Genomic DNA, 26,387 nt, shown 5'->3' on the forward strand with positions numbered 1-26,387 from the left:
AAAAAAGTGCAAGTTTTTACGAGGTGGAAACTTAAAAACCTTGCATTTAATTGCTACTCAAAGGAAAAATCGCTCCCATCCAACTCTTGAAACTGTTCCCTGTTCCCTGTTCCCTGTTCCCTGTTCCCTGCCCTCACGGAAAGACTTTCTCAGCAAACCCTAATTAGAACTAACCCAGACAATAGAACACTTTAAATTATCCACAAGTCTATTTACCCAAAATACAGATGGGACTAACTGGTTTATATACCAGCAGAATTAAGCTAAAAATAAATCAGCAGAAAAATTAATCAAAAGATACTGGGCATTTTGTCAAACAATTGTTATCTTTCTTAATACAGAGTCACAAGTGTTGAGGACAAATATCAAGCCCTAGTATTTAGATTTTTGGTTTTTCTGTCACCGATATCACATTTACGCGTTGTTTTTTAGGTTTTAACTATGAATCAACCAATTCAGCTTTCCTTAGAACAGCAATTCAGCATCCGTTCATTTGCGACCCAAGTTAAAGACATGAGCCACGAGCAAGCACAAGACTTTTTAGTCAAGCTCTATGAGCAAATGGTTGTGCGTGAGGCAACTTATCAAGAACTTCTCAAACATCAGTGGGGATTAGATTCCGGTCCCACTATGGCATAGAGTAGGTTTGCTTTTGTCGCAGTGGGCGACCTCCTTCTCTTGCTTGGTTACACCAGAGGAAAGAAGCTGGGGATGTTGGGGCGTCAACTTCGATCACCAATACTAAACTGATAGATTCCACTTACTTCAAGAAGGTACAAAGCAGTAGAGGAGAAAACCAATTTTCTCAGCTTTTTCAGCTTTACTCACTGGATGTATCTCTTCACCCTCTTGAGCTAGTAGCAACAATTATTTCACCACCCAAGTTTTGAGCTTTAATATTCTAACTGTCTTTTAAATTTACAAAAGTCGCATATCAAACCATAAAACTATGACAAATTTTTGTGGCTTGTCTAGTTCAAATAGCTTAACCTGCTGATTTGTCATGTTAAGAGTGCAGTGTGATTAAGCTTCATGTCTTATATAACTATAATTTAGGTTAATCAAGATATTTTGTTTACAAAAGTTTACTTTTTTGAAAATTATACTTTTATACCACATACAACATTTTCACCCAGACAGGTCAAAGGATGAACCAGTATTATTTTTTTCTAGTTTGATTAAGATTTGCTGTTTAATCTTTTCATATTCCTGTTTTAGCAAAGTTTTACTCATTTGGGCATCCGCCGATGATGTTGATACTTTGCTGAGTTTTAGCCATTCTTGCAGCCGTTCCCGTTGAATGGGAGCAATACTGGAGACTAGCACATGACTACAACGGCTAGGTGTTTCTTGTGCAAAAAATAACAAGCGATAATAACCAGCATAGTACAGCAAGCGCATGATTTCCTGACCAAAATTGGTTTTAAGATCAAGGTAATAAGGTAGCCATTTAGGTCCATGTTCACGGTTGTAGATAACGGTAATCCATAACACCATGGGGTGGGGAAGAGAAATAAACAGGAATTGATTATAGCGAGTACAAATTAACCGCTTTTTAATTTCTTGTTGAGATAGCATCACCCACAAAGAGGGAGAAAGTTCACCGTTGTGATGAATGGGTTGGGGAAAAACAATATCAGCGATTGGTTTATTTGTTGGCCAAGCAAGCAACCCTGTAACATCGTCATTGATTGTGGATAAGCGTAGTTCCGTTTTGAGTTTTTTTTCAGGTACGGAAGATAATGGTTGTTCAATTATCGTCTTGTATTCAGGTTGGGAAGGAGTTCTGAAGTTATCATGGGTGAGAGCAGTATTTTGAGAATTGGATTGATTGATTTTGTCTTGCTGTTCTACGGCTATTAAGATATTAAGAATTTCTTGAATAGTTTGGGGGCGATCATTGGGTTTTTTTTCCAAACAACTCATCACCAAATCTTGCACTGGCTTTGGTATTGTTAATTTAGGACTAGCCTCAGCAAAAGAGATGGGTTTTTGAAATTTATGGGCTTGATACCAGGCTCCAAATGAATGGCTTGATGGCATCAGAGGCATCTTAGCTGTGAGCATTTCAAACATCATCACACCCAAACTATAAATATCAGAACGACTGTCTAATTCTTTGCCCTCAACTTGTTCGGGAGAAGAATAAGCCAAAGTACCCAAATAAAATTTCGTCTGATCGCCGTCTGATATCATTAATTTGGCAATTCCAAAGTCTAAGACTTTGACTAATTCTCCAAAACTAGGGTCTTGAATCACCAGCATATTGCTCGGTTTAATATCACGATGAATAATTGGGTAAATAGCTCCGTCTACAGGGATACCATTGTGAGCGCACTGTAAACCCAGGCAGATTTGCCGAGCCATGCTTAAGAATCTAGATAAAGTCAGAATTTGGCTGCGGATGACGGTGCTTAAGCTTTGTCCTTGCAAGTATTCCATAACGTAGTATGGGGTATTATTTTCATCTACGCCATAGTCCATAACACGGACAATATGAATGCTTTTTTGACCTAGCAAGGCACAGGTTTTTGCTTCTCGCTCAAAACGTTCTTGCAAACGCATTTTTTCGTTTTGCATTGATAGAGCAAGAAACTTGATGGCAACTGGGACACCTCCCAACAAAATATCCTTAGCACGATAGACCCGTCCCATTGCTCCAGTACCAATTAACTCTTGAAGTTGGTAGCGGTTGCTAAGTAAGCGTCCAGTGTTGGGGTCTGACATAAAAAATTCGACTCCAGTGTTCAAACATCGTGATGCAAATAGCCCTCTTCTGTCACAGGTTAATCATGAATATGCTTATTGGGATTGACGTTCTAGACTGGCCTCCATTGTACTAGTGAGAAAATGACCTGCGAGAATACCGCTAGAAAGGTAGTAACTATCCTCTGAAACCTGGTGTAGAGTTTCAAAACCGCTGCGACGTTCGCGATCGCCTAATACCCAATAACGTTGGACAATCGTATCTGGACATATCCAACCTTCACCTTCAATCTGTCCCAATATATTATGTTGAAGTAAAAATGTATATTGGCGTTCGCCATCATGCAGTCTGCCTTTATATTGACAAGATATTTCTGGGCGATCGCTACCAGGAAATACCAACTTTGTTGCCATCGAAAACCAGTCATCACGATCCCAAACTACCAAAGTCATCCCTTTAAAGCTGACAGGCATACTATTACGTTCCAGCCAACTTCCTTGCATGAGCCAGCGTCCTGGTTCTAATAAAAAACTGTGAGCCACCTTCTAACGTCCTTTAATTGTTTTAACAAGCAATAATAATTAGTAGTTTAGTAGTTCAGTAGTTAAAAGAGTTACAGGAGTTCAGAAGTATGGCTATAGCTGGCGTAAGGACGTAGCATTTATACGCCACGCTCTGCTATCAGCAGGAAGCAGGATGATTATACCCTACACCCCAAATCCACTTCTTACCCAGTTCCCACCTGATGAATTTCCCCTAAAACCACTTCTTGATCTGCTCCAGTCACGGCGGGTAAATTACCAGGAATAGCTAACTGTCTCCAGTAGGCTAAGACAGCAAAAGCGATCGCTTCTTTAAACGCCGCACTTAAGCCGACTTCATCTGTTGTTAAAACTGCTACTGATTCCAACAATAACTCTAATCTATGTTTTAAGTAAAGATTCCGACTACCGCCCCCACACAATAATACCAGTTCTGGCATTCGTGGTAAAAAAGCACGGTAACTATTAACAATCGAAGCAGCGGTTAATTCTGTAATTGTTGCCAGTACATCTGCGGGACTGAGTTGGTAGGCTTGGGAGTCTTGTAAACACTGATGTAGATAAGTTACGCCAAATAATTCACGCCCTGTAGATTTAGGGGGTGGTAAATGAAAGTAATCTTGACTTAGCCATTGTTCTACTAATGGATAGCAAGGAGTACCACTAGCTGCCCATTTGCCATTTTCATCGTAATTTTTAGCACCATTGCTAAAATGTTGCACTGCTAAATCCAAGAGACTATTTCCCGGTCCTGTGTCCCAACCACGAATTTGAGTCAGCCAGTCATCACACCGAGGCGGTATATAAGTAACATTACCAATACCCCCAATATTTTGAATACAACGGCTCTCCTGGGGATGACTGAGTAAATAAGCATCAACTCTAGGAACTAGGGGCGCTCCATGACCACCAACAGCAATATCAGCTACACGGAAATTACTAATAGTAGTAATACCTGTTAAACGAGCAACAACAGCACCACGACCAAGCTGTAAACTATAGCCGAGTGACTGGGGATTGGGTAAAATATTTCCTGAGACGCAAGACCCTGCTGGCCGATGAAAAACAGTTTGACCGTGAGAACCGATTAACGTAGCAGGTGGATGACCAACTTGAATATTTTGGGCAGCTTGGGCAAAAACGAGTGCGATCGCATCATCTATTTCTGCTAATTCTGCCATTGAAACAGCCGCACCAGCACAAATATCTAAAATTCTTTCCCGCAGTTCATCAGGGTAAGGATAGGTTTCACCTGCGAGTAATTCAACTTGCAGATCCAATTCTGTACCGATAATCTCTACTAAGGCAGCATCTATACCATCCACAGATGTGCCACTTATTAAACCTATAACACGAGTCGGTTGCATTTACGGAGATTTTGGGGTGATTGCAAAAGATAGTTTAACTTAAACTGCCACGACTGGGATTTTATTTAACCGTTCTTCTACTGCTACTTGTGAAATAGTCCCCTCTTTATCAGCAATTTCTAAACCACGACGCACTTTTTCAATTACATATAAATGATATTGAATATCCTCAATTGAGCAATCATCTGGAAGTTGCTGTAAAAGAGATTGTACTTGTTCTTTTGTGGTACTCATAGTTTGATTTTGAGTTAATTTGTTTGTTGATTGGCTGGGATTTACCCAGCCAGGTTTTTTAGAAGTTTTAGAAGCTGCTGAAATTAGAAATCGCTTCCTGTATCTTATTCACAACTTCATCTACAGATATCGCTCCTAACTCCCCAGAAGCACGGGTACGAATACTTAAAGAATTGCTTTCTACTTCCTTCGCACCTACTACGGCCATTACTGGTATTTTATCTTTTTCGGCGTTGCGAATCAATTTACCCAAGCGATCGCCACTTAAATCAACTTCTGCTCTAATTCCCAAAGCTACCATTTTCGCAGCAACTTCTTTGGTAAAATCTAATTGCAGATCACCCACAGGTAACAATCTAATCTGCACAGGTGCTAACCACAAGGGAAAATCACCCGCATACTCTTCAATCAAAATCCCTATTAATCTTTCTAAAGATCCAAAAGGTGCGCGGTGAATCATCACAGGACGTTTACGCGAACCATCTTCAGCAACATATTCTAAATCAAAGCGTTCAGGTAAATTATAATCTACCTGCACCGTTCCTAATTGCCATTCTCGTTCTAAAGCATCACTGAAGATAAAATCAAGCTTGGGACCATAAAAAGCCGCTTCCCCAATACCTTCAAAATAATCCATTCCCAATTCTTGCACAGCACGACGAATCGCACCTTCGGCTTTATCCCAAGCTTCATCACTACCAATATATTTATCACTGGCTGGATCACGAAAACTCAATCGCGCTTTAAAATTCTTCAGTTGCAGACTTCTAAACACCGACAAAATCAAATCGACAACATTGAGAAATTCACTGTCTAGCTGTTCGGGAGTCACAAACAAATGAGAATCATCAACGGTGAAACCACGCACTCTGGTTAAACCACCCAGTTCTCCCGACTGTTCATAGCGGTAAACTGTGCCAAATTCCGCCAACCGCATCGGTAATTCCCGATAAGAGCGTAATTCACTCTTGTATATTTGGATATGGAATGGGCAGTTCATTGGCTTGAGGACAAAACCCTGCTCAATAGCTTTTGCTTCCTCATTTTCAGCCATCATCGGAAACATATCTTCCTTGTATTTCTGCCAGTGTCCTGATGTTTTAAATAAATCAACTCTGGCAATATGAGGAGTGACAACAGGTAAATAACCCCGTTTTAACTGCTCTTTTTTCAAGAAGTCTTCTAAAATCGTTCTTAGTAAAGTTCCTTTAGGAGTCCAAAGCGGTAAACCAGGTCCAACTTGATCAGCGAAAATAAACAAACCTAGTTCTTTACCAAGTTTACGATGATCGCGCCTTAATGCTTCTTCTTTGCGGCGTTTATGCTCTGCTAGTTGTTCGGGAGTTTCCCAAGCTGTAGCGTAAATACGTTGTAGTTGGGCTTTGTTTTCGTCTCCGCGCCAATAAGCACCAGCAACGCTTTCTAATTCTATGGCTTTGGGGTTGATGTCTTTGGTATTTTCGACGTGGGGACCGGCGCACAAATCCCACCATTCTTCACCTAAATGATAAATAGTGATGGGTTCTTGTTTGATATCTGCAAGAATTTCTAATTTATACGGTTCTTTGATTTCTTCAATTCGTTTCTGTGCTTCCTCTCGGCTGACTTCTTCCCGTATTAATGGCAGTTTACGGTTAATAATCTTCACCATCTCTTTTTGGATGACCTTTAAATCCTTATCACTAAAGGGTTCGGGATTATCGAAGTCATAATAAAACCCGTTTTCAATCCAAGGTCCAATGGTAACTTGCGCTTTAGGAAACAGCTTTTGTACTGCCATTGCCATTATATGAGAAGCGGTATGGCGAATCTTTTTTAATGACTCTGATTCGCTGGTACGGGGTAAATAGATTTTCTCTGCTGGTTGGGGTTCTTGATTTGGCGACATCGGCTGTTAAACTTTTGGCTTGGTGATTAAAAATAAATTTGACAAAAAATATCTTTACCTGATAATAGTCCACTGGCTATGGTTTCTCCTAATTTATCCCAACCACAAGCTTCTGGCAAAACAGAGAGTGAAAATAGTTAGCGTTAAAAAACGCATATAAATACTAAAGAGAAGATTTTACTTAAAGCTATTTATTAATACTTCTTTAGATATATCTTTTTATATACCTGGAGAACCATACAAATCCTTTGTCCAGTCCCTACAATAATACTTTGTATATCAGATTACAGATTTTATTTTGTCAATAAGATATTTGGGAAAATTAGAGGATTGTTAAGAATCGTAAATAGCGTTAAGATTAAAAAAGATATTTAGAAATATAATTCTCATATATGGGAGATCCTAGTTTACCAAGTCCTGAATTGCTGCAATCAGTCCTAGAGCCATTGTTAGAGGATTTTGAATATTGGTTTACGCGCGATGCCTACGGCGGGCTTCGCCAACGCGTAAATTATTAGAAAATGAGAGAATAGAATTTATCAGTGAACAAGAGCAGCTGGATTTACTCAGTCGAGTTAATCAAGCACAAGCAGAACTAATTACATCTAAGATGCTATTTACTGCAACTGATAAACAAGTTGGGATTGATATGGCAACATTAATGCCTTGGCATCAATTATTAGGCGAATGTTGGAAAGTAGGAATGCGCTACCGTCAATTAAAGCCAGAGTGACCTACAGCGTCACAAATCAGAACGTTAGGATAAAAACCTTAACATTATTTTCATAAAGAAATAATGTATCTCATGTTACAGTGATCTGAATAGGATTACAAAATATCACATCAAAAATAGTTAATCTAACCTTCGCCACCAACATAAATAGTGGGTGAGCGGAAGTTAAGCACTACGATATAAAACTTTAAAACTTGTTACCCTGGGAGGATAATTATATGCTACACCTACTCTACATTCTAGCTTTCACAGTTCTTGCATTTATAGCTGTGGGTAATTTAATTCGCAATCTGATCATGTTTAGTTTTGATAGGGAGCGTCCTTATCCAGCGAATTCCTCTGGGGGTAATCAAGGTGGTTTTGGTTATTATGCAGCAAGAAGACAATCCATACCCCATCCAGAATTATTAGATAACGCAGGTAATTTAATTAAAGAGCCTTTGTTGGTGATGCGTTCAATTAATGTTGAAGATGCGCGTCAACAGTTAGATGCTCTTTATGAATCTTCCCCTGGTCATAAAATTGAGCGTTCAGAAGAAGCTTAATTAATTCATTATTTTTATAATTTGGGAATCTGTAGGGGTTTAGCAATGTGCTTTACCCCAAATTTTTGGGTTTATATAATTAATAAAAAGATGATTGATGATTTATTTTGTCTGAATCAGGATGTCCAGGATTAAAGGATTTATAGGATGGAAATTGACATTTTTATTTTCAATTAAAAAAATCATTTTTTATCTAAGTTATTCAGGGTGAAAAACAAGATTTTTCAGATTTAAGGATTTAGAGAATTTAGTATTGTTTATTTTGTCAGAATCAGGATGTCCAGGATTAAAGGATTTATAGGATTAAGATTGACATTTTTTTTAAAGCATTAATCCCACCAATAAGCAATAACTACACCATCTCGCTGTTCCCAAAATGACTCACCTTCCAAACCACCTTGTAACCTCATTTGTAACCTGCGCTGAAGTCGCAAACCATATTCTTCATTATTACCATCAGTAATATCTACTGAATCTGCACGCCACTTTTTACCCAAATCTAAAAGCTGAGAAACTATAGTATCTTGGTTTTCTGTTAATATGTAGAGAGTATCCGCAGGATAAGAAATAAAGTGAATTATACTTGATTCTGGCATCGGGCGATAATTTGCCATTGCTAATAAAGTATCAACCAAACCACCAAAACTTAAACCATGTTCATCTGGTGCAAAAATCGGTTTGGTAAACAGAAAACTCGCCCATAGATGAGAATTTTCGATAAGATCCTTAATAACCTCCTCTCCATTAAATTGATTAAAGCGACGTTGCCATACTAAGGCTGCAAAAAGTTCCTGGGGACTGTATTCTTGAGCTAGAGTTTGAATTTTAGAGATGTTTAACATAGGGATTTAATTACAGTTTGACTAAATAGGACGATTTTCTCGACCGTGATAAATGCGTAAAATAATCACATCATCCTCAAGAATAACGTAGTGAATTATAAAACCATATTTACCAAAAGAGACTAAAAGTTTTCGTAATCCTGCTATTTCATCTACAATTGCACCCCGTCGCGGATTTTGTTGTAGACTTTCACCAGAAGAAACAATTGCTTGTACTGCGCGTACTGCTGCTTCAGGATTATTAAGTGATATAAAATCGTAATGACGATTTAAGTCATTAATTGCTGTTTCTGTCCAAACTATCTCCGACATTATATTTATTGTTGATTTCCTAAATTATTTGCCCATTTTTTAACTGCTTCATGTTTGACTCCTGAACCTGTACGCAGGTAGGTCTCTAAAGCAGATTTGCTTTGCTCAATCATTTCTGTTTCAGTCAGGGGTTGAAAATTTAATTCTGTATCTATCTCACCATAATCAAGTGATGCTGCTGTTAAATTTTCTTCTTTAGCTAATTCTGTGGCTAAAAATTGAATGGCTTTGATTTTTTCTTGATGAGATAATTTTTGCAGTGAGGGTAAAATTTCTGTTAATGTCATAGAAATATGGGTTAAAAGCTACTTACATTATACTGCGATACCTTTGGTAAGCTACCGCTAACGCTCTTTATTATCCATAACAAAAGAAAGCTATCGCATACTTAGTGAACTCCATAGAATGATTGATTCTGTTTTAATATCATTCCCTAAAGCTTCCGCGAAAGTAGGGGTAATTCATGAATTACCCCTACACTATTGGATCATGTTTTTTGTGGAGTTCTCTTACCAAATTGTTTTTACATGGGGATAATTTAAAATCTTAGCATCACAGGTAACAAGGGGAATTTGATAACGTCTGGCAATAGCAACTAAAATTCTATCTGCTGGATGGATCTTTATGAAAATCGTCTGGTAATTGTGTACTAGCAATTGCATCTATGGGTGATAAAGGTTCTATGACTATACCTGAATGAGTTTTTGCTAACTGATACCATTCATCAATAGGTAAAGGTACAACTAATTTACCAATACTAGATTTAACTGCTACTTCCCAAACAGAAATAGCAGAAACTAATAAGCCATTTTCCGGTTCTTCATGTTGAATAGCTTGTTGTGCTGCTTGTGATAATTGATTGGGTTCATGAAGCCACCACAGCCAAATATGTGTATCTAGTAAAATCATTCTGCTAATGCTTCCCAAAGTTCAGGCATTGGTTCATCAAAATCACTAGCAATGGTAATAGGTTTTCCTCTCAGTGGGTAATTCTTGGTAGTGCTTATTTGTTGTGAATTTGTTTCACTGTTTCCTGCTTTAAATTCTAAAAACTCGATAAATTTTATTAGTTCATTGCGCTGTTCAAGAGGTAATTTTTGGATTTTAGCGATCGCCATTTCTAAAGTTATCATTTCTTCATTTATCCTGGAACTTAAAACTCTTTCTATTTTAGCAAGCGATACCTTTGGTAAGCTACCGCTAACGCTCTCCATTTTCCATAATTAAAGAAAAGCGATCACTCCACAGCACTTTACTATCGCTTTTATTTCCAATACAAAAAGTTATGAAACAAGTTTTAGTAATGCTTCATTAATAATTGTTTGATATCCAACTCCTTGTTTCTCGGCTTCAGATTTTGCCCAAGCAATCACTTGAGGATGTAACCTAATAGAAACAGATTGATATTTTTCTGTTTCACTTTTCGCAGGTCTTCGTCGTCGAGTGTAATTGATACCAAATTGTTCTTGAATAGCTTGTTCAGCAGCTATTACTTTTGATGGAGTAATTCTTCTGGCATGATTAAAAGGAAATTCAGCTTTCTTCTTCATATTGTTGACGCTACAATAGGGATAGCTATATACATTTAATCAGCAGATTCTTGATATTCTTTGATTTTCTCATATAAACTATCAACAGTTTCTTGAGAAAAAAGGGCTTCTTTTAATTGTAAATAATCACCTTCACCTAGTTTACAAGTAGCCAGAAATTTCATTACTTTTGCTGGTTCTAAATGGGTAAGTAAAACCTGCATAACTTCTTGTAAATTTTGCTGTTCGTTAATAACTTTAATTGTCATCTTCTATTTCCAAAATCAAATCTGTTGGGTTAATTACTTGCAATGATAAATCTTGACATCGGTTGATTAATCTTTTATCACTTGTGATAAAATAATTACTTTGAGATGATTCTGCACAAGCAACATGAAGTGCATCAATAGGTTTAACACCTTGCTTTTCTAGTTGTTTTCCTCTAATTCTAATATTTTCATCTACTAATACTCTTAAAGATGCTAGTTGTAAATATCGTTTCATTGATTGCTGGTTAATGGTAACAGGGTTACGACTATTTTCATATTCTAGAACTGAAGAACTAACTAATTCTAGTATTTTTGCTTCTACCATTTGTAAAATTAAAATAACTGCCTGTGTTTCTAGAAATATTTTTGGTTGTGTTTGGTCGTCAAATGGACGATTATAAATACTGGTGTCTAGATAAACCCTGATCATATTACTGTTTTGACATCTTTCTCTATTTTACAGTAATAATAACCTCAGTTGCTAGTTATAGAGAAAAGCGATACCTACGGTAAGCTACCGCTAACGCACATTCCCAACAACAAAAAGGCGATCGCTCTCCATTTTCCATAATTAAAGAAAGTGATCGCACATCATTCCATAAGCAGACAAGCGATCGCTCTTCATTATCCTAAAGAATAGAAAGAGCGATCGCACATTCCCAACAACAAAAAAGCGATCGCACTCCATTCTCCATAACTAAAGAAAAGCGATCGCTTTCCCCCATCTTCCAAAAAAAATTCGCTATTTCATCATCCACAAACCATACCTAAAACGTAGGGGTTTAGCATTGCTAAACCCCGATAAATCATTGACGACTCACCATTATTGTGATAATCAACTATTTATATTTATTTTTCCATTCCCAGTATGCTTGTAGTGGACTAACTGTTGCAGTTCTGACATTTGTTTCTGTACCTGAAGAAACAGAACCACCACCAGCTTTAGTACCAACTGCTAGATGAAAGTGTGCTTTACTGCCTAGTTGGCTACCAACAGCACCAATTTGATCTCCTATTTTTACGGGGTTGTCTTTTTTCCAGTTACCTAAGCTTTGCAAATGACCATAAACCCAAACTCTGCCATTTGCATCTTCAACAGCTATAAAGAAACCATTACTTGATGAATTTTTAGAATCCGTCCATAAGACTTTACCAGCAGTTGCAGCCTTCACGCTGTCTCCCATAGAAGCCTTAATGTCAATCCCTGAATGTGATTTCTTCTCGCTAGTTTTATAACTGGTGTCGTACAAGTAACCAGCATTCATTGTCCGAGAACTTCCTAAAATAGCTGTACTTAAATCCCGGTAAATTTGTTTTATTGAATCTCTGCTTTCTCCATTTGTTAAGTTGCCATCAAAGCGAGTATCATCTCCGGTTTCTACATCCCAATCATTTTCTGTTAATGAGGAAAGTTCAGAATAATAACCTGAAGCAACAACAGAACCATTTTGATCAAAAAGATACTTAACTGGAATACCTCCATAAGCTACTGATTGCCCAGTAATTTGATAAGCATTACCAATAGTATTTCCAGATAAATTATGCGCCCAAACTTCTCCTTTTTCATTAACTACTAAAATTCGATTATCTTGATAGAATACGGATTTTACAAAAACTCCACTTGAAGCAACAGGTGAACCAGACAGACGATAAGCACTACCAATGTTATTTCCAGATAAATTATGCGCCCAAATTTCTCCTGCTTGATTTAGAACTAAAATCCGATTATCTTGCATAAATACAGCTTTAGGAGAAACACCGCCATTAGCAACCCTCGACCCAGAAAGTTGATAAGCGTTTCCAATGGTGTTTCCATTTAAATTATGCGCCCAAATTTCTCCTTTTTCATTAATAGCTAAGATACGATTACTTTGGTCTTGATTTAAGACAAATTTAACAGGTGTTCCACCATTAGCAACACTTGAACCAGAAAGTTTATAGCCACTTCCAACCGTATTTCCTGAAATATCATGCGCCCAAACTTCACCTTGTTGATTAACAACTAAAACACGATAATCTTCAAAGAAAATATATTTAGCAGGAACACCACCATTAGCAATAGAATTGCCAGTAATTCGATAAGCTGTTTCTATATTATTTCCTATATTTTGACCCCAAAGTTCTCCTTTATCATTTATTGCAAAAAGAGTTGGGACTTGAAAAACTTTCAAACTACTAATTTTATCGTTCCAGCCATTACCAACATAAGACTGTGAACTATCCCAAACTATTTTTTGTCCCCCAAAGCTACTATGTTCATAAGCTTCTACTACCCATCCTGGTTGAACAGAAATAGAGGAAATTTTATCATTCCACCAAATATTCCCTAATTCATAAGAACCAGCACCATAAGTTCTTTGCGATCCACCAAAACTACTATGCTCATAAACTTTTACATTCTTCTCAATCCCAACACTCACCCCATCAACAAATAGAAAACCATGATCATCCTCTACCTTTAACACACCCAAATCTGCACTATCTAACGTATTTCCTAGTACCAACTGCGAGAAAATATAACCTTCATCCCCAGCAGCATCTACCACATTAATCCGACTATCTAAATAATGCCCATACTCTTCTAATAACACCCCAGTTACAGCACCAAAATTACCCAAATTATCAACTACAAATTCCTGAGATAAATAAATAGTATTTGTTTCCTTACCATACGCACCATTAAAGGATTGACTAGATACTAATTTTATATTCGGTGCATTAGTAAAATCATTTTCCGCTAAATGTTGCAATATTTGATCAGCCAAATCTTTTTGATAATCTTGACCAAAAGCAACATTAAAGATTACATCAATTTCAGCATTGCTATTTAGTCCAGTCAGGATATCTTTAGTTGCATCAATTGACTGAATAACAGTATCAAAAAACTGTTGCGTATCAGGAAGTAATGGAGAAGAATCAGAGGAATCTAAAGCATATAAAGGATCTTGATAATCGACTAAACCCTTATGGTTGTAGGGGGGGGGTAGAAATAGGACTCTGCTGAAAATCAAATGTTTGCTCAAACATAGATGCTCCTTGATGTAAAGAGTAATAGATTTGCTACCTTTCATTCTATGTGAGCAGATGTAGAAGTCTGTATACTTTATATTAAAGAGTTAGTGAATTTTATTTGTTGAGTAACTGTAACTTCATCTATAAAAACGTAAAAATTGTCACATTAATTCTATCTAAACGCTTGTTATGGCAGTGACTCAACAGGAATAGAACAAGATGAGGTTTGTTCAATCCCTTGTCATTGTTGAATTACAGGCAGTTTTAAGTGTAATCGCGGCTTCTCAGTAATTTGCCGGAATTTATATGAATTATTGATGAAGAGGATTTGGATCTTTTTGTCTGAATCAGGATATCCAGGATTAAAGGATTAACAGGATTCTTTTTACCGCTAATTTCATGATATTTTGATCCTGATGAGAACCTTACACCTTTTTTCTGATCTGGTGAAAAATATCCTACCTCATGACCAACACTGACATTCACTGTCAACTTAGTAGTATAGCCCAGCAATTCCAAATTTTTGAATGTGTTTCCTGCGCTATTGCGTTGCGGAAATTTCTAATTGATCAGAAAATTCCTGGTAGAGAGATTAGTTTGTTTACAGGGAGTACAGAAGACCCATTTTGTAATATTTACCATGAAATTCTACAACAAAACATCTCAATCAACGGTAGACATTTTGCCATTGCTGTAGAAATTAATGGACAAGAACTCATATTTGACAACATTCACCCCGAAGGAATTTCTAGGGTAAACTGGATAAATAACGTCTATTGTGCTGCACAAGATTTAGGTGGAGAATTTCAAATTACTGAAACAGAATTTTAAGGTGGAGGAATATCATGGTTGATTTGTATGATTTAATTCGTAATATTCAGAAACGTCCGGCTATGTATTTAGGAAGAGCAAATATCACGAATCTTCGTACTTTTATAGCTGGTTACTGTTTTGCACGTCGCCAAATGGGAATACCTCAAACAGCACAAGAACAAAAATTTTCAGAATTTCCAACTTGGATTCAACAGAAATTTAGTATTGTTTCTCATCAAACATGGGATCAAATTATTCTGTTTTTTTCCACAGATGAACACAGTGCTTTAGAGAAATTTTTTCAACTATTTGACGAATTTACTCAAGCTGAGGTTGTTTATGAACAGCAAACTCCTCTACAGGAAAGTTTGGTAAATACATAACTTTGAAAGTAACTTTCAGAATCAGGATATCCAGGATTAAAGGATTTACAGGATGTTTTTCATAAAATCTGCGTTTATCTGCGTTTATCTGCGTTCAATTATTCTAATCCCCAGATCCCCGACTTCTTCAAGAAGTCGGGGATCTATAAACAAAATTTAAGCTTCAATTACCACTCGCAAATTACCCCGTTTTTTCGCAACTCGACAAGCGGTAGTGCTACCAACTCGCTCAAATTCTAAATCAAGAATCGTCGCACCAACACGCAAATTATGCAATGATAAACGATTAATTGATTCTGGCAAAGCCGGATCAATAATTCGTAAACAATTATTCTGTGCGTCTGGAACTAAATTCACCATCATTTGCAATAATTGAAAGATGCTACCTGTAGCCCAAGCTTGCGGTGTACAAGCAACAGGATATTGTACAGGAGTATTATCCCCATTCAGTTCATAACCACAAAATAGTTCTGGTGGACGTTGATAAGATTGCTGGGAAGTCATATTAAACAAACCTTGAAATAACTCCAAAGCTTGATCAATTAAACCGAGCGATCGCAATCCCATTGCAATCAGAGAATTATCATGCGGCCAAACAGAACCAATGTGATAACCCATGGGATTATAAGCCGGAGACAAACTACTTAAAGTTCTAATTCCCCAACCATTAAACATATCAGGCGCTCCCAATCTTTCCGCCACACTATAGGCTTTTTCTGGGGTAAAAATCCCCAAAGATAAACAATGCCCAGGATTAGAAGTAATACTATCTACTTGATTTCCTTCCCCATCTAAAGCCAAAGCACAAAAATCTTGATCTTCAATCCAAAAATCTTTATTAAATCTAACTCGGAGATTTCTAGCTTCGTCTTGCCAACGTTCTGCTAAATCCAGGCGCTTTTTCATCTTCGCAATTTCTGCTAATTTGATTTTCGCAGCATAGACATAAGCTTGCACCTCACAAAGAGAAATTGAACCTTGAGCTAATTCCCCTTTCCTGTTAACAATACAATCACCAGAGTCTTTCCAACCTTGGTTAACCAAACCACCTTTTGATTTACGAGCATAGCTGAGATAGCCAGTTTCTTGAAGATTAATATCAATCCAATCCATTGCAGCTATAGCATTTTGCCAAAGTGCTTCTAGAGTTTCTTGATCATTAGTCCAAGCATAGTAATCAGCATACAGCATCAACCATAAAGGAGTCGCATCCACTGTTCCGTAATAAGGTGTATGGGGAATTTCTTGACAACGTGCTAATTCTCCCATTCGTAACTCATGTAAAATCTTCCCTGGTTCTTCTTCCCGCCAATTATCTTCTTTTTTACCTTGATATGTTGCTAACAGCATCAAAGTTTCTTTAGCAATTTGCGGATTTAACATCAAAGTTTGGGAAGCGGTAATAATAGAATCCCGTCCAAACAAAGTGGAAAACCAAGGAACACCGGCGGAAACAGTTTTCTGCTTGCCAAAAGATTGGCGTAACAAATACATATCGCCTTCAGCCCTTTCAATCACTCGATTGAAAAGACTTTTATCCGAGCTAATGCGGGTAATTTGTTGTACCCAATTTTGCTCTTCCATCAATTCAGAAGCTTTTGCTTGTGCCAAAGTTGTAGCAGCATTCACACCAGAACTGGGCTGATTATTGGTTAACTTCTGCAACCGATAACCCAGTTTTTTAGTTTCGTGAGAAGCTAACTCTAACTGCCAAACAGCAGTGTAACCTTGGAAATAATCTGGTTGTTGATGTTGGAATTGTATTCGGGATTCCATCACCGCACCATCTAAACCTTGATAAGCCAGTATCAGGGATTCTTCCCTGTGTGTTTCTAGGAGTGCGACACCATCAACTATTTTTGCTAACTGTTTTGGCTCTACTAACCGTAACAATTTACCCCGTTGTTTGCGGTTATGACCCCGGACTTCAAATAAATCCACAAAATCCGCATCAAAGCTGAGACTGAGTTCAAAAGTGATGCTGGAGGTGCTGTAGTTAGAAACTTCTATTTCTTCAAATAGTGCGCCATTGAGTACCAATTCCCGACGAATACCAATAGTATCAGCCTTGAGGTGATTGTCAATTTTCGGGTTAGTACATAAGACAGAGAGCGCAAACCCTTTATCAGCAGTGCTACTCAATAAAACAGGCGATCGCCCATTAATCTGCAATTCTAAACGACTCAAAAACCGGGTATCAGCACAAAACAACCCCATGCTGGGATTACCATCCTCAAGAGAACAACTAGAAATGTTCCCTATCGTATCTGTCACCAAAAACAAATCATCATCTTTAACCGTCAAAGTTGGCTGTGGTCTTTCACTGACAACACAAGGCCATTCTGGAATAGGTACTTGTTCTGCGGGAATAAAAGTTTTTCCATCGAGGACGATTTTATCTGGGGTTATCAACGTATCCGGTGTCATGAGCCAAATTTCCCTATACAGGACTGGGGATTGGGGATTGGGAATTGGGGATTGGTGAGAAAAATCGTTACCTATTCCCTGTTACCTGTTCCCTTCTTTTCCAATTACCAAATCTCTATAAATCTATACCTTTTGAATCTGAAGTCAAGGCTGAAAACTGGTGATTTTTAAGTGATTTATGCGTTGATGAGCATTGAGAGATACTAGAACTGGAAAATACTCATAAATATGTTTAGTTAATGTTTAGTTAAAAAAATTTTGAGTTTTGTCAAGGGTCAGCCGTACCCAAACTTACCAAGGTCTTTTTTAGGTATTGGCTCAATAAGTAGGGGTAACATTTCCATGTTAGCAGGCTATTTATCAAACTTGCTGATTAAAAACAAAACCACACTGGTTTTAAAAGTGAGAAAACAGAAGTATATTCGGTAGGACTAGTGAGCGCGTAATATGAGTTATGCCACTCAGACCCTCAAAGTTACTCAGGCTTGGGATACTTTTATGTCTCTTGTGGCTACTATTCGTAAGTTGGGTATCAGCTTTTTTGAATATATCCGTGACCGCATTTCTCAGCTTGGGATATTCCAACTGAACCAAAATGATATTCCCGTAAAAATCAAAACCAACAACAATACCACAACTTGAGAATTTACAGCTTTACCCCAAATCAGAAACTCATTAAAACATGAAAAATCAAATCATCACCAATGACTTTTTCTCCTCAACTATTTTTAGGGTGAGCCTATTTAGCTTATATTTACCAATTACCCTAAATACTGGAATTAGTCTTGCTGCACCAGCCGCAGCACTAAAAAAATGGGAGTTTAACCCCAAAACGCAACAACTAGAAATTACTCTTTCCGCAGCTATAAAACCTGAATATTTCTATCTTGATCAACCCCCACGATTAGTTGTAGATTTACCTAATACCCAATTAGGCAATGTTAATACACAAAAAAATTACTCTGGAACAATCCATAAAATTCGCGTTTCTCAATTTAGCCCTAATATTACGCGTATTGTTATTGATTTAAAACCAGGAAATTTTATTGATGTCAACCAAGTAAAACTCCAACCCATTTCTTCAAAAAATCCCACTCGCTGGGTAATACGCCCCATTATCTCCCCTAATCACACGTCTTTAATCAATCAGCCTTCCCCATCCTCTTTGATGACTCTTCCACCACCAGCCAGCAATTTACCCCTGAGTCAACAACCTTTTGTAATTGTACCACCTCCTAATTCTCAAGACCCTGCTCAACTATCTAACTTAATTATTCTCCCAACTAATTCTCCAAAATCTTCAGAGAATTCCAATACCATTACCATCCCTAATTCTTTACCCAACCTTCCTAATTCCCAAAACTATACAGATCCAATTTTCAACACTCCCATAATTGAATTTGGTCAACCATTACCCATTCATAAATAAAAAGTCAAAAGTCAAAATAGGAAATAGGAAATATTTATTTTTCTCGTGACTCCTGACTTCTGAATTATTAAGTTTTTAGAATCTTTCTGTTTCCTGATTTGGTGCCACTGCGCCTGGTTGAGATAAGAAGAAATTTTGAGCAGATTCATTCTGATATATACACCTAATATCTGGCTTTTCACTGTTTAAATCGCCAGTAAAACCAAAAGTATTCAGGCGGTTTTTACATTCTCTTACCTGATCTGAAGTGACAAGTTTTTTATTTTCTAATATTGCCCAGTTATTTTGTCGGATTACACATCCAGGACGTATATTTGGCTGGGCTACATAGACATTAAAAGGGTTAAGAGTTACAAACAATCTAGCATCCATCACCATCGCACTAGCTCCATACTGCACACAAATTTCCGGGTTTGGTGCTTTAGTATCAATAAATTCACGGGAAGCCACATTTGATGGACTCAATGTGCTTGTAGAACTAAAAGCAATACCAATCCCAATACCCAAAATCAGCACCCCTCCCAAAATTGCAATGGTGGTGAAATTAAATAGAGGGGACTGCAACACAGAGGGTTTAGAAGTAGTATTAGTAGCTGATCTACCAGTTGATTTACGTCTCATTTTTGTTTGATCACCTTTGCGCCAACTTGAGGAGGGAGTCGTTTGTTCTCTTCCTACTTCAGTATAGTATTCGTTCACTGGTTGCAGACATTATGCGATCGCTTAAATATCCTCTGCAAATACAGCGCTTTTTTATTAAATTGCCAAGAGTGAGCATCTAACAAGTGTTTATACTTAAATAATTAGCAAAAAAATCCTGGGTTTTCCCAGGACATTTTAGTTTTTTCTGTTATGATTATGAAATGTGAGATGTACCTGGTTATACCTGAAACTTCACCCTCAGAATACCCAGTAATCGAACTTCAAGACAGTTATCGGTGTTTATTCGGCACTGATAACTGTTGTCTTTAATCTTTTTCTGGTTACAGTTAAGCCTATACCAGCAAGAGCAAAAAGCCCCAACAATGTACTAGATTCGGGAACTCGTGTTTGGTGAACTGATTGTTTGATCACTGAGATACTTGCAAAGCCCCCATTAGCCACTACAGCAATATCTTTGCCAACCGATATTTTCTTTTGATGGGGATTTAGATCTTCAATTACCGAATCAAACGGCGAAACTGATGTAGCCAGTAGATTCACTGAGCCAGTACCAGGATCAAGGAGATCAACTGTATCAACAATTGTTATAAACGGATTACCGACATGACTCACCCCATAAATGTCAAGTTCTAAATCAACCTTCGTAATCCATTGCTTAGGGTCAAGCACTGTGACATCATACTTAAAAGTTGTGTCGATTGCCTGATTTTCACTAACAGTCCAAAAAGGGCTTTGAAAAACCAGGTTATACGCGCTATCAACTATTTCTCCGAATACCGCAATTTGGTTGCTCTGAGGTCCAGTAGCATTACCGAAGTTAACAGTCGAAAAATCCCGAAAATTATCAAAGAGTTTGTCACCAAGTTGATAAGAATTTCCCGCCAGTAGATCACTAAGTAGGACATTGCCATTTAGAATTGCCGCTTGAGCAGAAGCTGACAGCATAGCCACCGTAGCCAGAGTAGCAGTTATTCCCACTGCCAAAGATTTTGCCGCTTTGTGTAATTTCATACTTATTGTTCCTTAACTCAGTTGTCTGGATGAGAAAAATTTACTTAAAGGTCCGCTCTTCTTAATTTAAAAAGAGAAGGACTTTCTGCATTAAAGACACTTTTTATCTCAGTATCCTAATCATAGAATAGATAACTTGAATGTCTAACTCTAGAAGTCTGTATCTATTGTCAATAAGTTAAGACAATGAAACCTCTTCATTCGACATTACAGTGGCTTTTAGCAGTACGTAAGTATCTTTAGATATATATCCAAAGATTGAGATGAAGATGTTATCTATCTAGAGTACATCTACATATAAATACTAGCTGCCTTTATCTAATCTTTTCGGACTTTACAGGATCTTTATTCTGTTAAGCAACGTAAATATTTATGGGTCACTGACAAAGACCCCACTTAAGAAATTTTACTGAACTCCAAAAAATCACCACATATTACTATAGAGAAAATTAGTGAACAGAAAAATTACTTATTTATAGATTGCTGAGGATGTTAACAAATATTACAATGTCAAACATTTGACCATACAAAAATTCATATTTTTGCCAAAATTTGCTAGTATCGATAACTTATATTTATATATTTATTTTCAGAGTTGTAACCTGAAGTTCACAACAAATTCACATAAACTTCATAAAGTCGCACTCACTCAGAAAAGACACCATCTCGTTTGCAGGGGGGGGTTTCCCACCCCTACAGTGCTAACTAGCTAACAGAGTTTTTTCTAGCGGAGTCCATCGGAAATAGCGATCGCCACCCCGTTCAATTACCACTTTTACTCGTGGTTCTAGCTTCGGCAAATTCGCCAAATACTCCACTTCCTGATCAGAAAGAATATGTCCCTCAATAATCCACAGCAATAGACCCTTAGACTTAGGTGGTAGCTGTTCCAGATGAGAACTGATTATAGGTGGCAAATAATATACTTCACCCACCGCTGCACCACTACCAGTGCTTTTTTTACCCAGATGAGGCGGCCTTACACCATGAACTCCAGTCAGATAGGCCCCAACATCTCCTAGACCCCTGGCAGTAATGTGAAGGTTAATATAGCCAGTAGCCCGTAATCGACGACGATAACGACCTTCATAGCCTCCCTCCAAAGGAACATATACACCCAGAGCGCCAAATTTTTCCAAATCCCGGATTAAACCGTTGCCAGTGGTAATTAGTGCCATAGATTTTCGTCTTATCCCACTTAGATATCTCTATTATTCACCCTTTGATGGTAGATTAAGTTAGATTAAGGCACAGAATTTTAGCAATATAGGCATTGAGCGCAGGAGAGTTTCCCCATTCCCCACGTTTCTTACACCTCTTGCAAAATCAACGCATTGACATACTCCCCGCCCTAAAAGTACGGGGATTCTGGGTTCAAACAACAGTTGCAGGTATAGCCCGTCTTACACTATCTCGCCCAACAGACAATGCCCTGCCTGTTTGTACTATTCTATCAAAAAGTCGCCCTAGAAGGGCGAGGAACCTCAAACCCATGTTTTTGGTAAACTACTAGACAAAAATAAATCAATGATTTATATTATTAGATTGTGACCAAACAGTAAAATCAGACTAGCTATCTTAGTGATCACTATCCACCAGCATGAGCATCATCATGATGATTTAAAATTCCTCAAGAATAATCTGGTGGAAATGCACAAGAGACTGCTAAACTAAAAAAGCTTTTAGGTCAAAATCAGGAGCGAATGGCTATCAACCCACAGCCAAATTAAAGCTCCAGCCCATGTTCACTCCCGCAGCCCCTGAAAAAAGGCAAAACCTCAAACATCAAGTTTCAGGTATTATATAGAAGTAGATCCTGAAGAGTAAATTTCAGGAAACGGAAACTAAGTAAAAAACACTTAAGTCCTACTACAACCGGAGAGTGCCAGAGCAATCGCTTGGACGAAAGCATTGCTGCACAAAGCGCAAAGCAATAACGTCTTGATTGATTCCAAAAGTAACACTTTTTCATCAGGAAGGTAATTATTGCCATCCTGCTCAAAAAGTGAATGAAAATAAACGGACTCATCAAACAGTAGGGAAAAAGTTTGTTGTGTCATAAAGGATTTGCACTGTCTAACGCCAGTCCAAATTTGGGAGGAGATTCCCCCCAGTAACGACGCTGACAAAATTACTTCCCCAATAAGTCCGCGTCCAAGGTCAGCAACTAGATAAGGAGAACCAGTTACTGTGTCTGTAGGTATTCTCGGCACCAAGCTGGGCATGACCCAAATCTTTGACGATGCAGGAGTATCAATTCCTGTCACCGTAATTCAAGCCGGGCCATGCACTGTTACACAAGTTAAAACAAAGCAGACCGACGGTTATGCTGCCATCCAAGTTGGCTATGGCGAAGTTAAACCCAAGGCTTTAAATAGACCACTGCTAGGTCATTTAGCAAAATCATCTGCCCCAGCACTGCGACACTTGAATGAGTATCGCACTGATACCTCTGGTGATTATGCTTTAGGACAAGAAATTAAGGCAGATATTTTTAGTGCAGGACAAATTGTAGATGTAATCGGTACAAGTATCGGTCGTGGTTTTGCAGGCAACCAGAAGCGTAACAACTTCGGTCGCGGTCCCATGTCACATGGTTCCAAAAACCACAGAGCGCCCGGTTCCATTGGTGCTGGTACAACTCCTGGTCGTGTTTATCCCGGCAAACGGATGGCAGGACGGTTGGGAGGTTATCGGGTCACAATTCGCAAACTGACAGTAGTGCGAGTAGATGCAGAACGCAACCTCATACTAATTAAGGGAGCTATTCCTGGTAAACCAGGTGCATTAGTGAATGTTGTACCCACAAATAAAGTTGGTAGAAAATAGTTTTAGTTGTTTAGCTGTCAGCATCAACTGACCACTGGCAACCGACAAAGGACAAAAAGATGGTTGAGAGTGTAGTTAAAAATTGGCAAGGAGACCAAGTTGGCCAGACCAGCTTCGAGTTGCGAGTTGCCAGAGAAGAAACAGCGGCGCACATAGTACACCGCGCCCTGGTTAGGCAAATGACCAATTCTCGCCAAGGTACAGTCAGCACCAAAACTCGTTCCGAAGTACGAGGTGGAGGTCGCAAACCTTGGAGACAAAAAGGTACAGGTCGCGCTCGTGCAGGTTCTATCCGTTCACCTTTATGGCGTGGTGGTGGTGTAATCTTTGGACCAAAACCCAGAGACTTTAACATCAAACTCAACCGTAAAGAACGACGTTTAGCACTGCGGACAGCATTCGTTAGTCGCATCGATGATTTGATTGTTGTAGAAGAATTTAGCAACGAACTACAACGACCCAAAACCAAGGAAATGGTAGCAGCATTAGCCCGTTGGGGAGCAGCACCAGAACAAAAATCCTTGTTAATTTTGTCCGAAATTTCAGAAAACGTACTTTTGTCAGCCCGCAACATAGAGAATTTAAAGCTAATTGCCGCTGACCAGTTAAATGTTTATGATTTGCTGCACGCTGACAAAATTGTAGTTACATCCGCAGCTTTAGAAAAAATTCAGGAGGTCTACAGTGGTTAAGTTTGACCCCCGTAATCTTGCTGACTTGGTACGTCGCCCAATTCTGACCGAAAAGGCGACAATCATGATGGAGCAAAACAAATACACCTTTGAAGTAACTCCAAAATCAACCAAGCCACAAATTAGGGCAGCAATTGAAGACCTGTTTCAAGTCAAAGTTGTCAAAGTCAATACCTCCTTACCACCACGTAAAAAGCGCCGCGTTGGTAAGTTTATCGGCTTTAAGCCTCAATATAAGCGAGCTATTGTCACCGTCGCATCTGGGGACGAAGACAAGATTAGACAAGTTCTGTTCCCAGATGTTTAAGAATTTTAGATTTTAGATTTTAGATTTTCAAATAGGCTGGTAAATAATCACCTAGAAATAATCAAAAATCGAAATCAATAAAATTCTCAATCCCAAATCGAAAATAATCCAAAATTACTTATGGGTACTCGTTCTTATCGCCCTTATACCCCCAGTACTCGCCAAGTTATCATCTCCGACTTTGCGGAAATCACTAAAACTGAGCCAGAAAAATCATTAACTGAATCAGTACATCGTCCCAAAGGTCGGAACAATCAAGGGCGGATAACCAGCCGTCGTCGGGGAGGCGGACACAAACAGCTATACCGGATTATCGACTTTAAGAGAGATAAACGCGATATTGCAGCTACAGTAACAGCAATTGAATATGATCCTAACCGGAATGCACGCATCGCTCTAGTTCAATATGAAGATGGCGAAAAGCGTTATATTCTACACCCTAATGGCTTGAAAGTAGGAACAAGCATTATTGCTGGTGTTGATGCTCCTTTTGAAGATGGTAATGCCTTACCTTTGTGGAAGATTCCTTTGGGTACTAACGTTCACAACGTGGAAATGACTCCGGGTAAAGGCGGTCAAATTGTCCGTGCTGCTGGTGCTACAGCCCAAGTTGTGGCTAAAGAAGGTAATTATGTAACTCTCAAGTTGCCTTCTGGTGAAGTTCGCCTGATTCGCCGTGAATGCTACGCCACCATTGGACAAGTAGGCAACACTGACGCGAGAAACCTGAGTGCGGGTAAAGCCGGACGCAATCGCTGGAAGGGTCGTCGTCCCAAGGTCAGAGGTAGCGTTATGAACCCAGTTGACCACCCACATGGTGGTGGTGAAGGTAGAGCGCCCATCGGTAGATCTGGACCTGTAACACCTTGGGGTAAACCAACTTTAGGTGCTAAAACCCGCAAACGGAAGAAAGCAAGCACTAAATTAATTATCCGTCGCCGTCGTAAGTCTTCTAAACGTGGTCGCGGTGGCCGTCAATCTTAGAATTTTAGATTTTAAATTTTGGATTTTAGATTGAATCTACTTGTAGGTCTCCAAATAATCATCCAAAATTCAAAATTCTCAATCAAAAATTGAAAATCAAAAATTGAACTATGGGTCGTTCTCTAAAAAAAGGTCCGTTCGTTGCTGATCACTTACTTAGTAAGCTGGAAAAGCTGAACGCTAAAAACGAAAAGCAAGTCATTAAAACTTGGTCAAGAGCCTCGACAATTTTACCTATGATGGTAGGGCATACCATAGCTGTTCATAATGGAAAACAGCACGTTCCAGTGTTTGTTAACGAACAGATGGTAGGACATAAGTTGGGTGAATTTGCCCCAACACGTACCTACAGAGGTCATGGGAAAAGTGATAGAAAATCAGGCAGGTAAGCTGTCATTAGTCAGTAGTCAGTGGTTAATAAAAAGCAATTGACACCTAGCAACTGACAACTGGCAAAATGGAGAAAATTATGGCAACTGATACTACAGAAGTTAAAGCGATCGCTCGGTTTATACGCATTTCTCCCTATAAAGTGCGTCGTGTACTTGACCAAATCCGGGGGCGCTCATATCGTGAAGCACTCATCATCCTGGAATTCATGCCTTACCGAGCTTGCGATCCAGTATTAAAGGTGCTAAGAAGTGCAGCCGCTAATGCCGAGCATAACGCAGGCTTAGATCGGACAGAACTAATCATTACTCAAGCTTTTGCTGACCAGGGTCCAGTTCTGAAACGGTTTCAACCCAGAGCGCAGGGACGAGCTTACCAAATTCGCAAACCGACGTGTCATATCACTGTAGCTGTCGGTGCTGGTGCTGCTAAATAAGCAAAAACAGACACAAGTAATTGCGTACAGTAAGAAATTTTAG

31 protein-coding genes and 1 pseudogene are annotated in these 26,387 nt (G+C 38.6%); 13 read left to right on the forward strand and 19 right to left on the reverse strand.

Annotation, left to right across the window (positions count from 1 at the left end):
- Positions 1 to 441: 441 nt before the first annotated feature.
- Positions 442 to 639 carry an NblA/ycf18 family protein gene (locus tag VB694_RS01485; RefSeq protein WP_323358551.1) on the forward strand — a complete coding sequence of 66 codons (198 nt, stop codon included), beginning with the start codon at positions 442 to 444 and terminating at the stop codon, positions 637 to 639.
- A gap of 489 nt (positions 640 to 1,128) precedes the next feature.
- Here the strand turns inward: VB694_RS01485 and VB694_RS01490 are convergent, their stop codons facing one another.
- The 5 genes from VB694_RS01490 to thrS form a co-directional block, all read right to left on the reverse strand.
- Positions 1,129 to 2,727: a serine/threonine-protein kinase gene (locus VB694_RS01490; protein WP_323358552.1), complete on the reverse strand. Its 1,599-nt coding sequence runs from the start codon at positions 2,725 to 2,727 to the stop codon at positions 1,129 to 1,131.
- A 75-nt stretch (positions 2,728 to 2,802) separates the two neighbouring features.
- Positions 2,803 to 3,249 (reverse strand): hypothetical protein, encoded by a 447-nt coding sequence (locus VB694_RS01495; RefSeq protein ID WP_323358553.1) that lies wholly within the window; start codon positions 3,247 to 3,249, stop codon positions 2,803 to 2,805.
- A 185-nt stretch (positions 3,250 to 3,434) separates the two neighbouring features.
- On the reverse strand, positions 3,435 to 4,616 hold the full coding sequence (locus VB694_RS01500) for an anhydro-N-acetylmuramic acid kinase (protein ID WP_323358554.1): 1,182 nt from the start codon (positions 4,614 to 4,616) through the stop codon (positions 3,435 to 3,437).
- A gap of 39 nt (positions 4,617 to 4,655) precedes the next feature.
- Positions 4,656 to 4,850 (reverse strand): hypothetical protein, encoded by a 195-nt coding sequence (locus VB694_RS01505; protein WP_323358555.1) that lies wholly within the window; start codon positions 4,848 to 4,850, stop codon positions 4,656 to 4,658.
- A 67-nt stretch (positions 4,851 to 4,917) separates the two neighbouring features.
- Positions 4,918 to 6,738, reverse strand: a complete 1,821-nt coding sequence (gene thrS / locus VB694_RS01510; RefSeq protein WP_323358556.1) for a threonine--tRNA ligase — start codon at positions 6,736 to 6,738, stop codon at positions 4,918 to 4,920.
- 392 nt (positions 6,739 to 7,130) lie between these two features.
- Between thrS and VB694_RS01515 the strand changes: the two are divergent.
- A pseudogene (locus tag VB694_RS01515) lies at positions 7,131 to 7,471 on the forward strand (DUF2605 domain-containing protein).
- Positions 7,472 to 7,689: 218 nt separating this feature from the next.
- Positions 7,690 to 8,016, forward strand: coding sequence for a DUF2973 domain-containing protein (locus VB694_RS01520; protein WP_323358557.1), 327 nt, complete (start codon positions 7,690 to 7,692; stop codon positions 8,014 to 8,016).
- A gap of 329 nt (positions 8,017 to 8,345) precedes the next feature.
- Here the strand turns inward: VB694_RS01520 and VB694_RS01525 are convergent, their stop codons facing one another.
- The 9 genes from VB694_RS01525 to VB694_RS01565 all read right to left on the reverse strand — a co-directional run bounded on the left by VB694_RS01525 (position 8,346) and on the right by VB694_RS01565 (position 14,039).
- On the reverse strand, positions 8,346 to 8,858 hold the full coding sequence (locus VB694_RS01525) for a hypothetical protein (RefSeq protein ID WP_323358558.1): 513 nt from the start codon (positions 8,856 to 8,858) through the stop codon (positions 8,346 to 8,348).
- Positions 8,859 to 8,879: 21 nt separating this feature from the next.
- Positions 8,880 to 9,170, reverse strand: a complete 291-nt coding sequence (locus VB694_RS01530) for a type II toxin-antitoxin system RelE/ParE family toxin (RefSeq protein WP_323358559.1) — start codon at positions 9,168 to 9,170, stop codon at positions 8,880 to 8,882.
- Between the two features lie 5 nt (positions 9,171 to 9,175).
- Positions 9,176 to 9,457 carry a hypothetical protein gene (locus tag VB694_RS01535; RefSeq protein ID WP_323358560.1) on the reverse strand — a complete coding sequence of 94 codons (282 nt, stop codon included), beginning with the start codon at positions 9,455 to 9,457 and terminating at the stop codon, positions 9,176 to 9,178.
- A gap of 316 nt (positions 9,458 to 9,773) precedes the next feature.
- A complete protein-coding gene (locus VB694_RS01540) occupies positions 9,774 to 10,079 on the reverse strand; it encodes a type II toxin-antitoxin system VapC family toxin (protein ID WP_323358561.1) in 306 nt (101 codons plus the stop codon).
- Positions 10,076 to 10,384 carry a DUF2281 domain-containing protein gene (locus tag VB694_RS01545; protein WP_323358562.1) on the reverse strand — a complete coding sequence of 103 codons (309 nt, stop codon included), beginning with the start codon at positions 10,382 to 10,384 and terminating at the stop codon, positions 10,076 to 10,078. The genes VB694_RS01540 and VB694_RS01545 overlap by 4 nt, the downstream gene beginning before the upstream one ends.
- 69 nt (positions 10,385 to 10,453) lie before the next feature.
- Complete coding sequence (locus tag VB694_RS01550; protein ID WP_323358563.1) at positions 10,454 to 10,720, reverse strand: BrnA antitoxin family protein; 267 nt, start codon at positions 10,718 to 10,720, stop codon at positions 10,454 to 10,456.
- Positions 10,721 to 10,755: 35 nt separating this feature from the next.
- The gene (locus VB694_RS01555) at positions 10,756 to 10,968 is read right to left on the reverse strand and encodes a hypothetical protein (RefSeq protein ID WP_323358564.1); all 213 of its coding nucleotides are present in this window, start codon (positions 10,966 to 10,968) and stop codon (positions 10,756 to 10,758) included.
- Positions 10,958 to 11,398, reverse strand: coding sequence for a PIN domain-containing protein (locus VB694_RS01560; protein ID WP_323358565.1), 441 nt, complete (start codon positions 11,396 to 11,398; stop codon positions 10,958 to 10,960). Before VB694_RS01560 ends, VB694_RS01555 begins: the two co-directional genes overlap by 11 nt.
- Before the next feature lie 409 nt (positions 11,399 to 11,807).
- Positions 11,808 to 14,039 carry a peptidoglycan DD-metalloendopeptidase family protein gene (locus tag VB694_RS01565; protein ID WP_323358566.1) on the reverse strand — a complete coding sequence of 744 codons (2,232 nt, stop codon included), beginning with the start codon at positions 14,037 to 14,039 and terminating at the stop codon, positions 11,808 to 11,810.
- 406 nt (positions 14,040 to 14,445) lie between these two features.
- Between VB694_RS01565 and VB694_RS01570 the strand changes: the two genes are divergently transcribed.
- A complete protein-coding gene (locus VB694_RS01570; RefSeq protein WP_323358567.1) occupies positions 14,446 to 14,811 on the forward strand; it encodes a papain fold toxin domain-containing protein in 366 nt (121 codons plus the stop codon).
- A 14-nt stretch (positions 14,812 to 14,825) separates the two neighbouring features.
- The gene (locus VB694_RS01575) at positions 14,826 to 15,176 is read left to right on the forward strand and encodes a hypothetical protein (protein ID WP_323358568.1); all 351 of its coding nucleotides are present in this window, start codon (positions 14,826 to 14,828) and stop codon (positions 15,174 to 15,176) included.
- A gap of 156 nt (positions 15,177 to 15,332) precedes the next feature.
- Here the strand turns inward: VB694_RS01575 and VB694_RS01580 are convergent, their stop codons facing one another.
- Positions 15,333 to 17,603: an amylo-alpha-1,6-glucosidase gene (locus tag VB694_RS01580; RefSeq protein WP_323358569.1), complete on the reverse strand. Its 2,271-nt coding sequence runs from the start codon at positions 17,601 to 17,603 to the stop codon at positions 15,333 to 15,335.
- Between the two features lie 447 nt (positions 17,604 to 18,050).
- Between VB694_RS01580 and VB694_RS01585 the strand changes: the two genes are divergently transcribed.
- Both VB694_RS01585 and VB694_RS01590 read left to right on the forward strand, forming a co-directional pair.
- Positions 18,051 to 18,245: a hypothetical protein gene (locus VB694_RS01585; protein WP_323358570.1), complete on the forward strand. Its 195-nt coding sequence runs from the start codon at positions 18,051 to 18,053 to the stop codon at positions 18,243 to 18,245.
- 40 nt (positions 18,246 to 18,285) lie between these two features.
- The gene (locus tag VB694_RS01590; protein ID WP_323358571.1) at positions 18,286 to 19,032 is read left to right on the forward strand and encodes an AMIN domain-containing protein; all 747 of its coding nucleotides are present in this window, start codon (positions 18,286 to 18,288) and stop codon (positions 19,030 to 19,032) included.
- A gap of 75 nt (positions 19,033 to 19,107) precedes the next feature.
- Here the strand turns inward: VB694_RS01590 and VB694_RS01595 are convergent, their stop codons facing one another.
- The 4 genes from VB694_RS01595 to VB694_RS01610 form a co-directional block, all read right to left on the reverse strand.
- On the reverse strand, positions 19,108 to 19,653 hold the full coding sequence (locus tag VB694_RS01595; protein ID WP_323358786.1) for a DUF3172 domain-containing protein: 546 nt from the start codon (positions 19,651 to 19,653) through the stop codon (positions 19,108 to 19,110).
- Between the two features lie 321 nt (positions 19,654 to 19,974).
- Positions 19,975 to 20,706, reverse strand: a complete 732-nt coding sequence (locus VB694_RS01600) for a PEP-CTERM sorting domain-containing protein (protein ID WP_323358572.1) — start codon at positions 20,704 to 20,706, stop codon at positions 19,975 to 19,977.
- Between the two features lie 701 nt (positions 20,707 to 21,407).
- The gene (locus VB694_RS01605) at positions 21,408 to 21,884 is read right to left on the reverse strand and encodes an NAD(P)H-quinone oxidoreductase subunit N (protein ID WP_323358573.1); all 477 of its coding nucleotides are present in this window, start codon (positions 21,882 to 21,884) and stop codon (positions 21,408 to 21,410) included.
- 681 nt (positions 21,885 to 22,565) lie between these two features.
- Positions 22,566 to 22,931, reverse strand: coding sequence for a hypothetical protein (locus VB694_RS01610; RefSeq protein ID WP_323358803.1), 366 nt, complete (start codon positions 22,929 to 22,931; stop codon positions 22,566 to 22,568).
- Between VB694_RS01610 and rplC the strand changes: the two genes are divergently transcribed.
- From rplC to rplV, 6 genes are all read left to right on the forward strand, one after another.
- Entirely contained in the window at positions 22,897 to 23,535 is a 639-nt protein-coding gene (rplC, locus tag VB694_RS01615) for a 50S ribosomal protein L3 (protein ID WP_323358574.1), read from the forward strand. The two genes, VB694_RS01610 and rplC, sit on opposite strands and share 35 nt — an antisense overlap.
- A 59-nt stretch (positions 23,536 to 23,594) precedes the next feature.
- Entirely contained in the window at positions 23,595 to 24,227 is a 633-nt protein-coding gene (gene rplD, locus VB694_RS01620) for a 50S ribosomal protein L4 (RefSeq protein ID WP_323358575.1), read from the forward strand.
- Positions 24,220 to 24,534, forward strand: a complete 315-nt coding sequence (locus VB694_RS01625; protein WP_323358576.1) for a 50S ribosomal protein L23 — start codon at positions 24,220 to 24,222, stop codon at positions 24,532 to 24,534. Before rplD ends, VB694_RS01625 begins: the two co-directional genes overlap by 8 nt.
- Before the next feature lie 120 nt (positions 24,535 to 24,654).
- A complete protein-coding gene (gene rplB / locus VB694_RS01630) occupies positions 24,655 to 25,518 on the forward strand; it encodes a 50S ribosomal protein L2 (protein WP_323358577.1) in 864 nt (287 codons plus the stop codon).
- Positions 25,519 to 25,628: 110 nt separating this feature from the next.
- Positions 25,629 to 25,907, forward strand: a complete 279-nt coding sequence (gene rpsS / locus VB694_RS01635; RefSeq protein ID WP_323358578.1) for a 30S ribosomal protein S19 — start codon at positions 25,629 to 25,631, stop codon at positions 25,905 to 25,907.
- A gap of 80 nt (positions 25,908 to 25,987) precedes the next feature.
- Positions 25,988 to 26,344: a 50S ribosomal protein L22 gene (rplV, locus tag VB694_RS01640; protein ID WP_323358579.1), complete on the forward strand. Its 357-nt coding sequence runs from the start codon at positions 25,988 to 25,990 to the stop codon at positions 26,342 to 26,344.
- Positions 26,345 to 26,387 lie beyond the last annotated feature (43 nt).

The sequence above is a fragment of the Anabaena sp. UHCC 0451 genome, from assembly GCF_034931405.1.
In the GTDB taxonomy this organism is placed as follows: domain Bacteria; phylum Cyanobacteriota; class Cyanobacteriia; order Cyanobacteriales; family Nostocaceae; genus RDYJ01.

Excerpts from the sequence above, each read along its gene's own strand:
- VB694_RS01485 (WP_323358551.1), top strand. The coding sequence starts at position 442 with ATGAATCAACCAATTCAGCTTTCCTTAGAACAGCAATTCAGCATCCGT.
- VB694_RS01490 (WP_323358552.1), bottom strand. The coding sequence starts at position 2,727 with ATGTCAGACCCCAACACTGGACGCTTACTTAGCAACCGCTACCAACTT.
- VB694_RS01500 (WP_323358554.1), bottom strand. The coding sequence starts at position 4,616 with ATGCAACCGACTCGTGTTATAGGTTTAATAAGTGGCACATCTGTGGAT.
- VB694_RS01505 (WP_323358555.1), bottom strand. The coding sequence starts at position 4,850 with ATGAGTACCACAAAAGAACAAGTACAATCTCTTTTACAGCAACTTCCA.
- thrS (WP_323358556.1), bottom strand. The coding sequence starts at position 6,738 with ATGTCGCCAAATCAAGAACCCCAACCAGCAGAGAAAATCTATTTACCC.
- VB694_RS01520 (WP_323358557.1), top strand. The coding sequence starts at position 7,690 with ATGCTACACCTACTCTACATTCTAGCTTTCACAGTTCTTGCATTTATA.
- VB694_RS01525 (WP_323358558.1), bottom strand. The coding sequence starts at position 8,858 with ATGTTAAACATCTCTAAAATTCAAACTCTAGCTCAAGAATACAGTCCC.
- VB694_RS01530 (WP_323358559.1), bottom strand. The coding sequence starts at position 9,170 with ATGTCGGAGATAGTTTGGACAGAAACAGCAATTAATGACTTAAATCGT.
- VB694_RS01535 (WP_323358560.1), bottom strand. The coding sequence starts at position 9,457 with ATGACATTAACAGAAATTTTACCCTCACTGCAAAAATTATCTCATCAA.
- VB694_RS01540 (WP_323358561.1), bottom strand. The coding sequence starts at position 10,079 with ATGATTTTACTAGATACACATATTTGGCTGTGGTGGCTTCATGAACCC.
- VB694_RS01545 (WP_323358562.1), bottom strand. The coding sequence starts at position 10,384 with ATGGAGAGCGTTAGCGGTAGCTTACCAAAGGTATCGCTTGCTAAAATA.
- VB694_RS01550 (WP_323358563.1), bottom strand. The coding sequence starts at position 10,720 with ATGAAGAAGAAAGCTGAATTTCCTTTTAATCATGCCAGAAGAATTACT.
- VB694_RS01555 (WP_323358564.1), bottom strand. The coding sequence starts at position 10,968 with ATGACAATTAAAGTTATTAACGAACAGCAAAATTTACAAGAAGTTATG.
- VB694_RS01560 (WP_323358565.1), bottom strand. The coding sequence starts at position 11,398 with ATGATCAGGGTTTATCTAGACACCAGTATTTATAATCGTCCATTTGAC.
- VB694_RS01565 (WP_323358566.1), bottom strand. The coding sequence starts at position 14,039 with ATGAAAGGTAGCAAATCTATTACTCTTTACATCAAGGAGCATCTATGT.
- VB694_RS01570 (WP_323358567.1), top strand. The coding sequence starts at position 14,446 with ATGACCAACACTGACATTCACTGTCAACTTAGTAGTATAGCCCAGCAA.
- VB694_RS01575 (WP_323358568.1), top strand. The coding sequence starts at position 14,826 with ATGGTTGATTTGTATGATTTAATTCGTAATATTCAGAAACGTCCGGCT.
- VB694_RS01580 (WP_323358569.1), bottom strand. The coding sequence starts at position 17,603 with ATGACACCGGATACGTTGATAACCCCAGATAAAATCGTCCTCGATGGA.
- VB694_RS01585 (WP_323358570.1), top strand. The coding sequence starts at position 18,051 with ATGAGTTATGCCACTCAGACCCTCAAAGTTACTCAGGCTTGGGATACT.
- VB694_RS01590 (WP_323358571.1), top strand. The coding sequence starts at position 18,286 with ATGAAAAATCAAATCATCACCAATGACTTTTTCTCCTCAACTATTTTT.
- VB694_RS01595 (WP_323358786.1), bottom strand. The coding sequence starts at position 19,653 with ATGAGACGTAAATCAACTGGTAGATCAGCTACTAATACTACTTCTAAA.
- VB694_RS01600 (WP_323358572.1), bottom strand. The coding sequence starts at position 20,706 with ATGAAATTACACAAAGCGGCAAAATCTTTGGCAGTGGGAATAACTGCT.
- VB694_RS01605 (WP_323358573.1), bottom strand. The coding sequence starts at position 21,884 with ATGGCACTAATTACCACTGGCAACGGTTTAATCCGGGATTTGGAAAAA.
- VB694_RS01610 (WP_323358803.1), bottom strand. The coding sequence starts at position 22,931 with ATGCCCAGCTTGGTGCCGAGAATACCTACAGACACAGTAACTGGTTCT.
- rplD (WP_323358575.1), top strand. The coding sequence starts at position 23,595 with ATGGTTGAGAGTGTAGTTAAAAATTGGCAAGGAGACCAAGTTGGCCAG.
- rplB (WP_323358577.1), top strand. The coding sequence starts at position 24,655 with ATGGGTACTCGTTCTTATCGCCCTTATACCCCCAGTACTCGCCAAGTT.
- rpsS (WP_323358578.1), top strand. The coding sequence starts at position 25,629 with ATGGGTCGTTCTCTAAAAAAAGGTCCGTTCGTTGCTGATCACTTACTT.
- rplV (WP_323358579.1), top strand. The coding sequence starts at position 25,988 with ATGGCAACTGATACTACAGAAGTTAAAGCGATCGCTCGGTTTATACGC.